This window comes from Vibrio sp. HM8-C, assembly GCF_058630515.1.
This window is the reverse complement of the sequence record NZ_JBMMKS010000010.1, coordinates 104,128-116,866: the sequence shown is the minus strand read 5'-3', so window position 1 is coordinate 116,866 and position 12,739 is coordinate 104,128. Positions and strand designations below refer to the sequence as shown.

General features: G+C 45.0%; 8 protein-coding genes. 6 read left to right on the top strand and 2 right to left on the bottom strand.

Annotated elements, in window-relative coordinates; all coding sequences use genetic code 11:
* Window positions 1–172: 172 nt before the first annotated feature.
* The 6 genes from ACOSVQ_RS12920 to ACOSVQ_RS12895 all read left to right on the top strand — a co-directional run bounded on the left by ACOSVQ_RS12920 (window position 173) and on the right by ACOSVQ_RS12895 (window position 7,727).
* Window positions 173–1,501, top strand: a complete 1,329-nt coding sequence (locus ACOSVQ_RS12920; RefSeq protein WP_491982956.1) for an anaerobic C4-dicarboxylate transporter — start codon at window positions 173–175, stop codon at window positions 1,499–1,501.
* A gap of 225 nt (window positions 1,502–1,726) precedes the next feature.
* Window positions 1,727–3,313, top strand: a complete 1,587-nt coding sequence (locus tag ACOSVQ_RS12915) for an EAL domain-containing protein (RefSeq protein ID WP_491982955.1) — start codon at window positions 1,727–1,729, stop codon at window positions 3,311–3,313.
* 308 nt (window positions 3,314–3,621) lie between these two features.
* Window positions 3,622–4,767, top strand: a complete 1,146-nt coding sequence (locus ACOSVQ_RS12910; protein WP_491982954.1) for an ABC transporter substrate-binding protein — start codon at window positions 3,622–3,624, stop codon at window positions 4,765–4,767.
* Window positions 4,768–4,776: 9 nt separating this feature from the next.
* The gene (locus ACOSVQ_RS12905; RefSeq protein WP_491982953.1) at window positions 4,777–6,486 is read left to right on the top strand and encodes an ABC transporter permease; all 1,710 of its coding nucleotides are present in this window, start codon (window positions 4,777–4,779) and stop codon (window positions 6,484–6,486) included.
* A complete protein-coding gene (locus ACOSVQ_RS12900; protein WP_491982952.1) occupies window positions 6,452–7,102 on the top strand; it encodes an ATP-binding cassette domain-containing protein in 651 nt (216 codons plus the stop codon). The genes ACOSVQ_RS12905 and ACOSVQ_RS12900 overlap by 35 nt, the downstream gene beginning before the upstream one ends.
* Window positions 7,092–7,727, top strand: a complete 636-nt coding sequence (locus tag ACOSVQ_RS12895) for a CDP-alcohol phosphatidyltransferase family protein (RefSeq protein WP_491982951.1) — start codon at window positions 7,092–7,094, stop codon at window positions 7,725–7,727. The genes ACOSVQ_RS12900 and ACOSVQ_RS12895 overlap by 11 nt, the downstream gene beginning before the upstream one ends.
* Before the next feature lie 110 nt (window positions 7,728–7,837).
* Here ACOSVQ_RS12895 and ACOSVQ_RS12890 read toward each other — a convergent pair whose 3' ends face one another.
* Window positions 7,838–8,845: a family 8 glycosyl hydrolase gene (locus ACOSVQ_RS12890; protein ID WP_491982950.1), complete on the bottom strand. Its 1,008-nt coding sequence runs from the start codon at window positions 8,843–8,845 to the stop codon at window positions 7,838–7,840.
* A 72-nt stretch (window positions 8,846–8,917) separates the two neighbouring features.
* Window positions 8,918–12,733, bottom strand: coding sequence for a cellulose biosynthesis protein BcsC (locus ACOSVQ_RS12885; protein ID WP_491982949.1), 3,816 nt, complete (start codon window positions 12,731–12,733; stop codon window positions 8,918–8,920).
* Window positions 12,734–12,739: the final 6 nt, after the last annotated feature.

Genomic DNA, 12,739 nt, shown 5'->3' with positions numbered 1-12,739 from the left:
CACTAACACTTTATTTATCTCTTCATCACTTAATTGATGAATAATGTGCTCCAAATCTGATTCATATAATTCAATTACTTGAGCGCATTTTTCTGTGAACAGCCCTCCATAATTTGAACACATTTGGTTACACAATGTACCCATCCACAAGTCAAATTTAGAGAGCGCCGATATGTTATATGTCGAATTTATGTTCCTGTTGCTGATGCTTTACATCGGCTCACGTTATGGTGGTATCGGATTAGGGGTTGTATCCGGTATCGGTCTGGTTATCGAAGTGTTTGTCTTCAAGATGCCCCCCACTTCTCCACCTATCACCGTTATGCTAATCATCTTGGCTGTGGTTACCTGTGCTTCGATTCTTGAAGCGGCGGGCGGTCTGAAATACATGCTTCAAGTGGCTGAGAAACTACTGCGTAAGAACCCTAAACGCGTTACGTTAATTGCACCTTTTGTTACTTACACTATGACGTTCATGTTGGGTACTGGCCATGCGGTTTACTCCATCATGCCAATCATTGGTGACGTTGCGTTGAAAAACGGAATTCGTCCTGAGCGCCCAATGGCAGCGGCTTCAGTGGCTTCTCAGATTGCTATTACCGCATCTCCAATTTCTGCGGCAGTGGTTTACTACCTCGCTCAGCTTTCGGATATCAACCACAGCATCACCTTGGTTTCTATTTTGATGGTGACCGTACCTGCGACCTTGTTCGGTACCCTGTTGATGTCTCTATACAGCCTTAAACGCGGCAAAGAGCTTGAAGATGATCCAGAGTACCAAGAACGTTTGGCAGATCCGGTATGGCGTGACAAAATTCTCAATACTACGGCAACTTCATTAGATGAAACACTACCAGCGGCAGCTCGTAACTCAGTGTTGCTATTTATCCTTTCATTATTGGTCATTGTCTTTATAGCGATGGTGCCTGAAGTCAGAACAATTGGCGAAGGTGCGAAACCTATCAGTATGGCAGTTGTGATCCAAATGATGATGCTCTGCTTCGGTGGTATCATTTTGCTTGCAACCAAAACCGACCCTCGCGGCGTACCAAACGGTGTGGTATTTAAATCCGGTATGGTCGCAGCAATCGCTATCTTTGGTATTGCATGGATGTCTGACACCTACTTCCAATACGCTATGCCCCAGTTCAAATCTGGCATCGTCGCCATGGTTACGGACTATCCATGGACATTTGCGCTAGCGTTGTTCATCGTATCTGTAGTGGTTAACTCTCAAGCAGCCGTAGCACGTATGATGCTACCAGTAGGTTTGGGCTTGGGCTTAGAACCTGCGCTGCTCATCGGTTTAATGCCAGCCTTGTACGGTTACTTCTTTATTCCAAACTACCCGTCAGATATCGCAACCGTGAACTTTGATAGCACAGGTACAACCAAAATTGGTAAGTGGTATTTCAACCACTCATTCATGTCTGTTGGTCTGATCGGTGTTATCAGTGCAAGTGGTTTGGGCTATGTGCTAGGTAAAATGATCATCGGCTAAACTCTATAAAATGCGTAAGTAAAGGCATGGGTTAATACCCATGCCTTTTTTATTTCGCACTTTCCTACAACAAAATATTTAGCTTTTTTCCGTTCAAATAACTGCTTTGCATTTGTCTCAGTTTTAATACACATTTATGTCTAATCAGGCGTTAACTCACAGGCTTGGATCACATATAGTGATAACTCAATCAGTACCCAATTCCAGTAGTAACCAATTTTCGCCATGGACAATACCGCTCTTAGTGAAGCTTCGATAAACCCTTCTCGGCAACATCTATTTGACCGGATTAGTGTCCTCACACCTGTACTTATCATCTTCGCGATTGTTTTTGCGCTTGCAGCTGTCAAAAACATCTACGACACCAGCGTACATGCAAAAATTTTCGGCCAAACCGCCATTACAACCCTCGAAAACTACATCGACACAACGACCAGCGAACTTGCAAAACTCAATAATGAAGTGGGCAAAACTTGCAGTGCCAGCGACGTTCAACGTTTGCGCCAATATGTGTTTCAGTCACCGATGGCTAAAGAGGTAGGCTTGTTTGATGCGAATGGACGAATGTACTGTTCCAGCAATGAAGGCAGGACTAATTTTAGTGTTGGAAAAAGCATTATCAGACAGCTAAATCAAGCACCAACACTCACTACCATCGCTTTTGCGCCGACTCGGAATCACGACCAAGCCATATTCATCTATTCGGCTAAAGAAGATCTCAGCGGTATTGATGCACTGCTGCCTCCAAGCCTCTTTCTTGATTTGATTACATCGAAATTTGAGCAACAATTTTACGATTACCAAGTTAATGTATTGCAACATTCTCTGGAGCACAAAACCGCCCCAGAGAACACCAGCAACAGTGCCTATCGCACCTATGATTTTAAATCTGAGCGTTACCCAATTTCCCTGCGTATTCATTTAACTCCGCACTCGTATATCACGCATTTTGGGCAGCACATATGGCGTGTCATTTTGCTGGCAAGCATTATCTCTGTTCTCTATCAAGCGATCAGAAATTACAAACTCACTCGTAATAGCCTTGCGTTTTCGCTTAAAGAAGCCATTAACAACCACGAATTAGAACTTCACTTTCAACCTATCGTCGATATCGACGAACCTAAAATCGTGGGCAGCGAAGCATTAATTCGTTGGAATAATCCAGACCATGGTGCTATATCGCCTACTATTTTTATTCCGCTCGCGGAACGTATTCAGGTCATAGAGCAAATTACTCATCAAGTATTCAAACTGGTGACTGAGTTTGTTAACTTGAACCCACATCTGATCCAAAACCAGTACATCAGTATCAACGTCAGCAGAACACTGATTATCAAACCGAGGTTTGTTGATTATTTAGAGAGATATGCACAGAAAAACCCGCATGTACTTCCCTTGTTACTGCTTGAAATTACAGAAGATAACGACTTCTCTCCTGAAGAATTGGAAATAGTAAGAACCAACCTTGGTCATCTTAAACATCTCGGATACAAGATTGCGATGGACGATTTCGGCACGGGTTACTCCGGCTTAAACTTTATCCATCAGCATGCCTTCGACACCATTAAGATTGATCAAGTGTTCATAAAAGGTCTCTCGCAAAACTCTGCCATTGATTCAGTGATTACATCAATGATCAAACTGGCAAAACAACTTCAAATGCGCGTGATCGCCGAAGGCGTTGAAACCCATGAACAGGTGGAACAACTTCGCGGTTTGGGAGTCCGCTATATCCAAGGTTTCTATTACTCAGAACCCCTGCCTGCTGAAGACTATCTGTTAAAACTTACCGCTCAAATGGATAGTTACTAGCCCCCTTCTAGACACTAGCCTCTAGCCTCTAGCCTACCTACCCATTCAACACTTTTATTAATTCTACTTGGAAGAAAAAGGTCACTTGTTCGGTCTATATCAACTCAGCTAATTTTAAGGAGCGACAAATTTCTGTTGCCACCTATAATTGGTTTAGACGTGAGACATTTAATGCTATGAATTCGTTAAAAATTTCAAGTCAAACGAATAGGCATCATTACAATCCGTTCCTTATTAAGTAGTACAACAAAAGGATAAAAGTCGTCGTGAAATAATAGCCGGCTTATCTTTATAAACATGGAAAATTTATGAAAAAGTTAGTCAGTACTTTAGGAATCATCGCCTCATTGTTTACTGCCTCTGCAACTGCAGAAGACTGGAAATCAGTGGAACAAAAAGCCAACGGCGAGACGGTCTATTTTCATGCTTGGGGTGGTAGCCAAGAGATAAACCGTTACATTCAATGGGCAGCGAACGAGTTAAAAACTCGATATAACGTGACGCTAAAACACGTCAAAGTTTCCGATATTTCCGAAACGACTACTCGCTTGCTAGCAGAAAAGGCGGCGAACAAAAACAGTGGTGGCAGTGTCGATATGGTTTGGATTAACGGTGAAAACTTCAAATCCATGAAAGACAACGGCTTACTGTACGGACCTTTCGTTCAACAATTGCCGAGCTGGCAATATGTTGATAAAACTCTTCCTGTTGATAAAGATTTTTCTGTACCTACCGAAGGACTCGAAGCGCCTTGGGGTGTTGGGCAGCTCGTGTTCATTTACGACAGAGCCAAACTCAACAATCCGCCAAAATCCTTCCAAGAGATGCTGAGCTACGCGAAAGCATTTCCAAATCGCTTAACATACCCAAAGCCGCCTGAGTTTCATGGCACAAGCTTTTTAAAATCACTGCTTATTGAATTGACGAACAACGATCCGTCACTAATGAAACCCGTCGACGAATCCAGTTTTGCATTGGTCACTCAACCATTATGGAATTACTTAGACGAGTTTCATCCGGTTTCATGGCGTGGTGGAAAACAGTTCCCTTCAGGTACGAGTGAAACGATCCAGTTGCTTGATGATGGTCAGATTGATTTGGCGATAACCTTCAACCCAAACGCTGTATATTCTGCACAGGCCAGCGGAAATTTAGCCGATACCACCAACGCGTATGCGTTTGATTCTGGTGCTCTATCTAACATTCATTTCCTTGCGATTCCTTGGAATGCGAATGCCAGTGCCGGCGCTCAAGTTGCGATTAACTTCCTATTAAGCCCAGAAGCGCAATCTCGCAAAGGAGAGCTAACGGTATGGGGTGACCCTTCTGTGCTGAGTAATCAATATTTAACTGGCAGTGCTAAAAACACAAAGCAGTTCAAATCGGTTGCAGAACCTCACCCTAGTTGGCAAGTTGCGCTCGAAAAAGAGTGGCTTAAACGTTACGGAAACTAAAACTAACCCATGTTACGCGTTTTATATTTAGTCATTATCGCTGTCTGCGTTTTACCTACCATTCCGGGGTTACTTGGAGTGGTTGTATCGGCGTTTGGCTATGTACCCGCGATTGGGTTATCCGCATTTTCTCTATCAGGATTCGCAGAAGTTTTTAACTGGCATGGTGTAGGAATATCTCTCTGCCTGACGTTGTGTTCTGCTGTCATAAGCAGCTATCTTGCGTGCCTAATTACCTTTGCGATTCTTCAATCCTGCTGGAATACTCGCGTATGGCGAAAAATTGAAGTATCACTTTCGCCTTTACTCGCTATGCCTCACGTCGCATTCGCTATTGGTTTCGCCTTTCTATTCTCCCCAACCGGCATGGGAGCTCGCGTTTTGTTCGAATGGTTCGGATACGATGTGAATAGTAACGGGGTCGATGACTTAGCGTTACTGGTCAAAGATCCCTACGCTCTGGGCTTAACCCTAATGCTGACGCTAAAAGAAGTGCCCTTTTTGTTACTTATGAGCATCCCTATTTTGCAACAGCTCAGAGTGAATCAAATTGAAAAAGTCAGCCATTCACTGGGTTACAGCTCTACACAATGTTGGTGGAAAGCCATCTTCCCGCAATGGATGGTAAAGCTTCGCTTTCCCATGTTCGCTGTTATCGCCTACAGCGTTTCCGTAGTTGATGTTGCACTCATCATAGGGCCAACGAACCCACCCACTTTCTCCGTTTTAGTGTGGCAATGGTTCAATGACCCAGACTTATCCTTACTTCCTAGAGCAGCGGCCGGTGCTGTGGTTCTGTTTATCCTTGCAAGCTTATTACTTGGATTTACCCGTCTAGTGGAATGGTTTGTAACGAAAAGGTTTAGAGATTGGCAGTTTTCAGGACGTGAGGGGTTATCTTTACCCGGAAAATCATTGTTTTATGTCACTACTTTACTTGCGATATTGATGGTTCCATTAATGATTCTCTGGAGTTTTGCACAGCGCTGGCGCTTTCCCGACCTATTGCCAAGCCGTTACAGTACGCAATTTTGGCAATATGAGTGGCAAGCAATCACTGACACTCTTGTGCACAGTGTTACCATTGGCGTCATCAGTGCTTCTATTGCGTTGATGTTTGCACTCATTGCTCACGAATATCGCTTACGTTATCGTCTCCAAATACCAAGCTATGTCATCGCCATTCCGATGCTGATACCGCAATTGTCGATCCTGTTTGGCATTCAGATTGCGACGCTTTATATCAACAGCGAGCTATATCTATTTTGGGTCTGCTGGGCGCATGTATTCTTTGCCTTTCCTTATGTTTATTTGTCACTCGATGGGCCGTGGCGCAGTTTTGATAATGGCTTAACGCGAGTAGCATTAAGCCTTGGCAAGTCACCGATTAAAGTCTGGTTTGGCATTAAGCTTCCTTTGTTGATGCCTGCTGTCTTTTTCGCTTGGGCTGTGGGAATAAGTGTAAGTCTGGCTCAATATTTACCAACGCTTATCCTTGGTGCGGGACGAATCAGCACCATTACAACAGAAGCCGTTGCGCTTTCTAGTGGGCTCGACCGCCGAGTCTCGGCCATTTATGCCATCTGCCAAGCACTATTGCCTTTGTTGTTCTTCTCACTTTCCATATTGCTTAGCCGCACACACGGCAAGTACTGTAGGTTCTCTATTAAAGGTTTATTGACCCATGAGTCTTTGTCTCGAAAACCTCGCCATCCGTAAAAAGGGTGGTAAAGCGTTGTTTACTGCATTTAGCCTTAATGTTGAGAAAGGCGAGATTGTTACATTGATGGGACCGAGTGGCTGTGGTAAATCAACGCTGCTAGATGCCATTGCGGGTCACCTGTCTCAAGAGTTTGAATATTCGGGGAACATCAAACTTGATGACTCTATTTTGAACCAACAACCCGCGCATAAACGTCAGGTCGGGATACTGTTTCAAGACGACCTACTGTTTCCCCATTTAACGATTTGGGAGAATCTCGCCTTTGCGCTGCCTGATGCCATCAAAGGTGTTGAACGCAAAGAACAAGCCATGAGCGCTTTAAAACAGATAGCACTGACTTCGATTGCCGAGTCATTTCCGGATCAGATATCCGGCGGTCAGCGGGCTCGTATTGCGCTTACTCGTATGTTGCTAGCGAAACCCAAGGTAGCACTGCTGGATGAGCCCTACAGTAAATTGGATAAAGATCTACGTCAGCAATTTAGAAATCAGGTAGAAGAACAACTTAGAGAAGCCAACATACCTGCGTTGATGGTGACTCATGATGAAGAAGATATACCTTTAGGTAGCCGATGCATCACTTGGCCATGGGAGGGAAACAATGCTCGATAGATTCAGTATTAAAGCCATTCGTTGGCCTCTTGATCAAAGCGCAAAGATTTTGGACGCCATAGGCATCACAGCTAACCAAACGACTCTGTTTGGATTCGCACTTGGATTTCTCGCGCTACCGGCATTGGCTTTAGAGCAATACTACTTAGCTCTGGTACTGATCTGTCTAAACCGAATTTGTGATGGATTAGATGGTGCATTAGCACGAATTCAGGGAATGACTGATGCCGGAGGTTTCCTCGATATCTGCCTCGATTTTCTCTTTTATTCGTTGATTCCATTTGGCTTTGTGCTTGCCAACCCAGAACAAAATGCCATTGCCGGCGCTTTTTTAATTTTCTCTTTTGTCGGAACTGGCTCTAGCTTTTTAGCTTTCGCCGTTATGGCTAGTAAACAAGGCATTGATAACCCTGTTTATAAAAACAAGTCGCTGTACTACATGAGCGGGCTAACTGAAGGAACAGAAACCATTTTCTGCTTTATCGCACTTTGTCTATTACCTGAACACTTCGCCATCATCGCTTACGCATTTGGCATCGCCTGTTGGTTCACTACCTTCACACGAGTCTACTCAGGGTTTCATACCTTGTTGGAGAGTAATGACAAAATGATGAGCCCGGACTGATAACGTATTGCGTTACAGTCAATGAAAGATTGCCGATTAAATAGAGTTTAGGAGCCGCTTAATGTAAGGGCTCCTAATTAGATATGAATAGATTGGCGTTGAATGCTTGCTTAGAAGCCATCGTTAGCTAGTGCCGCCAGTAACTTCAAGCTAGCCGAATAGTAATCATCACTCGCTCGAACCTTGGTTGCGTCGCTGCTGAGTTGATCCATAGTGTAATCTCTCACAGCTAGCAGTCCGCCTCGCATTGGATAATTTGCCACTTCGTGGTTAGTCATATTTTCCCATGCTGGCGTTTTCAAACGTGTGTAACCAGAAAACCATGATTGCCAACGACCTAACAGCGGATTATCCGCACGATCCCACTTCATATAAAGAGGAACACGAATCGCATCATAACTCACTCGTGCTGGCCACTTAGTCGCTGGAGCTGTTTTTCCGTCTGCATAAAGCGTTATCCAGTCTGTCGGTATGCGATGTTGTCCCCAATCAATGTCTGTCATCAACTGCTGAGAATCTTCAATCAATGTCCACAAGTTAGCCAAGTAGCTACGTTCAGCGAAGTCGCGCCAAGCAGGAAAGATGAAATAGGAAGGGTTTAAGGTTATCGAATCTTGCGCGGTAAAACCGCTGCGTCCAGGAAGCATAACTTTACGACCTGCAAAGTCTATAACCGTGTGATTGAGCACCGCGCGAACGATGCGATCCGACTCAGTTAAATAAGGCTTATAGTTCCACCGTTGTCCGGCTTTGAGTAATGCCCATGCGATCATGACATCCCCATCCGAAGCGTTGTTTTTATCTTCGATAGGATCGGCAATCACTGGATTATAACGCCAATAGAATAGGCCAGTTTTTGGGTCTTTCAGATGTGACTGAGTCCATCCCCAAATCTTGTCAAACGATGCTTTGTCATTTGCCCCGACAGCAAACAACATAGAAAATCCCTGACCTTCAGTATGACTGACGTTGTGATTTCCACTGTCCATAATACGACCGTCAGGCGCCATAAAGCGTTGTTTAAATGTAGTCCAGTCGAGTGAAGATGCACTGGCAGAACTAATACCACAAAGCATCAGCAGCCAAACTTTGAGCGTCTGTTTGTAAAACTTGGACATCAATTCATTCATCCCTTTGATACAAAATAAGCAGAGTACTGTGAAAGGTACTCTGCTTATCATCATGCTAGATTAGTAGTCTTGGAAAGACTGGCGTAATGAAAGTTGCGCTTTTGACTCATTGTAATCACCGAATGTGTCATAAGCTACTCTTGCTTCTAACGTTAAATCACGCTTAATCTTGTAGCCCAGTCTCGCTTGGAAACTATACCCAATACCATCGGTACTCTCGCCGCTGTATTGCGCCTCTTTTGCCCATCCTGAACTTACGTAAGATTCCAAAGTTGATTGCATTGCAGTTTGTCCCGGGAAGTAATTGGCTTCATCCTGACTATAGGATTGGTAACCCAAAGCTCCGCCTATACCCAAACTCAACTTCGAAAACTCCTGCGTATATTCCACAGGGAAAGATACACTGACATAGTTCTGCGGGCTAAAGTAGCCGCCATGACCAAAGCTGTAATAACTTAGGTTTTCTTCGAAGTTCTGATAACTGATGTGTGAACCAATCTGCAACTGTCTGTCATCGGCTTTAAGAGGACGCAAGTACATGCCTGCTTCAACTTTTACTGCATCGTTATCTTCGACATTGCGGCCTGCATAACGCCAAACACCACCACCAGCATAGTATCCAACATCACCATCATCGTAATTCAGTTGAATATTGATGCCGTTTTGCGTCACCTGTCCCCAGTATTGGCCAGAGAAGCTGTCTTTCATGCCTACATAAGAAAGCATGCTGTCTTTTACCGCTCTGCGTTCTAGAGAGAAGGACAGGTCTGTGTAATCACCTAATGGCGCAATGGCTTTTGCACCACCGACTAATGTGCTCAACTCTGCACCAAGCGGTGTTGTACCGATATCTAACTGGTAATACTGATCTCGCAATGACATTGCCAACTCAACACCGCTTTGACGTTGTCCACCTTGAGAATCAACATCAGGTAATGTGTCGCCACTCAACGAAGAAACACCTTCAGCTTCCGCCACTTCTCCTTGAATTAAAGCACCTGTACCGAATCGACGATTTGCATCACCAGAAGAGGTACCGGCATCCAGAGTTACTGGTGCAACGTTAATAGCAAATCGAGCATCTCCAAAAGGTACTGTCGACCATTCCATCGGAGCGCGTGCTTCAGTCAGACGACTCAGACCGTTTTCACCGTCACGCCCGCGAATTTCAATGCCACCTTGAATCCAGCTCGATGTGCGATCAGATATTTGCATCATTAAACGGTTTACATCCGCCAGTGTCTGCTGCTCTGCGGTTGGCTGAGGAAGATCCGCACGTTGGTTTATATATGCCCCGTTAGCAGATGTTTGCGCGCTCACCTGCCATGGCATAGTCGTTCCATATACGGATGGATCGACATTAGGATTTGCAGCACTTTGAGAGGTAGCAAATGGGTTATCCGCCATCACCAAGCCGCCAACCATAGGCGAAGTACTCGCGTGAGTTGATTGCAAACCAAGCAACTGTGCACGAGCTTGTCGTAAATTAGCCATTGCCTGAGCATGTTGGCCTTGAGCTTCATCAATACGAGCAATTAATAGCAAACGCGAAGGTGAGTTCACCTGTTGCAGCTGACCTGACAACTCACGCGCTTTACTCGCTTCACCTTTAACGAGAGCAATATTGATTGCGCCAACCAATGCATCCTGCTCCGGTGTATCTTTCTGATTGTCCAACAGATATTGATATACCACTTCTGCTTGATCATTCAGCTTACCGCTTTGATACAAACGTCCCATAGCTAACATCAGCTCTTTGCTTGTTGGATCGGTTTGCAGAGCGGCAGTCAGCATGTCATACGCTGGCGCGTACTGGCCTTGCTCACGTAATGTATCCGCTTGGTTAATCACATACACATTGCGAGCTCGTGCAAGTTGCAACGGCGTACTGTTGGCAATAATTTGTGGATGATTCAGCAGATCTTGTGCTTGCTGTTTCAGCCCCGCTTGATATAGCACAGACACTTGGTCGGCATAGTCACCAGCATTGCCCTCAACACCTCGCGCTTGACTCGCATCAATCACATCAATAGCTAGATCAACATCACCTGTTTTCATCAACAATTGAGCAAGTTTACCGGCCCAAATTGGTTTCTCGATGGCTTGCGGCTGCATTGCTTTTAGCGTTTGTCGCGCCTGAGGAATTTGTCCATGAGTAATATGAGAGCTCGCTAACTCCAAGTCGAGATAGAACTTTGACTCTTTGTACAAAGCGTTGGTTTGAGCATTACGCTCGGATTCTGGAATACGAGATAGCAAAAGATTGGTTTGCTTCCACTGCTCCTGACCTGAGTGATAAAGCCCCGCCACATACAAATCTTCGGCACTCGCTTGCTCACTTTCCAGAGAAGCAATAACTCCTTGTGCTGCAACAGCATCGCCTTGTTGTAGATAAAGACGAGCTAACTCCAATCGAAGCCAAGGGTTATTCGGCAAACGCTGGAGGCCGTTATCCAAAATCACAATAGCGGTTTCGATGTTGCCCGCATCGACCGCCATTTTGGCCAGATCACGGATATTGCTATAGCTATCGGCTTTACGGATTCGACTCTGGACTTGCTGCGGCAGAGAGCTCAGCAAGTTCTTAGCTTTCTCTGTCTGGTTCTGTTCGGCATAAACATAGTACAGAGCTTCTTTAGCAGCCTGATTATTAGGTTCTTCATCCAAAACGTTAAGCAGCAATACTTCAGCTTGTGCGTAGTCACCGTTGTGACGTAGTACATCCGCTCGGAACAGTTTTGCTCCTCGTCCAGCTTCACCTTTGCGTTTTGCTAATGGTGCGCTTAATTCTAAAGCCTGTGCAGTGTTGCCAGCTTGATAGGCAGATTTTGCCTGTTCTAACTGAGCAAGAAACTGTGCTTCGTCTGCTTGTTCACGTCTCTTGCTGGCCTGATTTCCACCCTGAGCCGCTGAACGTTTAAGGTAATCTGCGGCTTTTGAGTAGTCGCCCTTATTCAGTGCCACATAACCGATACCGGCCAAAGCGTCTGCGTCATTCGGCGATTTTGCCAACGCACGTTGAAATTCAACTTCCGCTTGATCCAAATTGCCTTGATTCAACTCGTTATAACCGCTGCGTTTGATATCCCCACCCACAGCTGCTTTGTAATGATCTAAAACCGCTTTATCCTGTGGATGTGCTAACGCCCAACGTTGATAATAACGTTCATCAGATTCCTTTGGTTCTAACCACAGTAGCGCCTGACGTAAAGAGTCAGATGCTGATTTGCTCTGTTGCGAATAAGGTTCGAGCTGGCTAATTCCCTGACGGCGTGTTGGACTGCGGTAGGTTAACACCTGACCATAAGCAACACCCACTGCACTATTGTTCGGGTTTTGCTTTGCGAGTTTGCCCAACTCTGACACCGCTTTATTGTAGAGATCTTTATCGCCAGACATGGTTAGATAATATTCAGGTGCCAACTCAATCGGTGGCTCGCTGCCTTTAAACAGTTCATCCCAAGTCGCTATCGAACCTTTGATATCACCAGATTGAGCCTGACGACGTGCTTGTTCAATTCCGCTTTGTGACAATTGCCCTAGAGCTTTCGAACGAGTCAACTGCTGAAGCTGTGGCGCATTTGGGTGCGCTTTCTCTAGTCGGCTTTTCCACTGAGCACTCTCAGCAATATCACCACGCTCTTGTGCCCAAAGTGACATCAGATACAGTGCATCTGGCTGATTTGGGTCTACCATCAGTACTTTTTGAATCGACTCTTGTGCCAGCGATGGATTAGATTTTTCGTGCCAATACTTAGCCTGCTCAAGCAGTGAATCTAGCGCTGGATCATTAGCCCAAGCAGGAGCAGCCATCGCCAGTTGCAGCGCTTCAACCAAAAATAATGTGGAGAAAAGTTTTAACGTATTCTTTTTCATAATGAT

Bases quoted from the DNA above. Each gene is read 5' to 3' on its own strand.
- ACOSVQ_RS12920 (WP_491982956.1), top strand. From the start codon at position 173: ATGTTATATGTCGAATTTATGTTCCTGTTGCTGATGCTTTACATCGGC.
- ACOSVQ_RS12915 (WP_491982955.1), top strand. From the start codon at position 1,727: ATGGACAATACCGCTCTTAGTGAAGCTTCGATAAACCCTTCTCGGCAA.
- ACOSVQ_RS12910 (WP_491982954.1), top strand. From the start codon at position 3,622: ATGAAAAAGTTAGTCAGTACTTTAGGAATCATCGCCTCATTGTTTACT.
- ACOSVQ_RS12905 (WP_491982953.1), top strand. From the start codon at position 4,777: ATGTTACGCGTTTTATATTTAGTCATTATCGCTGTCTGCGTTTTACCT.
- ACOSVQ_RS12900 (WP_491982952.1), top strand. From the start codon at position 6,452: ATGAGTCTTTGTCTCGAAAACCTCGCCATCCGTAAAAAGGGTGGTAAA.
- ACOSVQ_RS12895 (WP_491982951.1), top strand. From the start codon at position 7,092: ATGCTCGATAGATTCAGTATTAAAGCCATTCGTTGGCCTCTTGATCAA.
- ACOSVQ_RS12890 (WP_491982950.1), bottom strand. From the start codon at position 8,845: ATGTCCAAGTTTTACAAACAGACGCTCAAAGTTTGGCTGCTGATGCTT.
- ACOSVQ_RS12885 (WP_491982949.1), bottom strand. From the start codon at position 12,733: ATGAAAAAGAATACGTTAAAACTTTTCTCCACATTATTTTTGGTTGAA.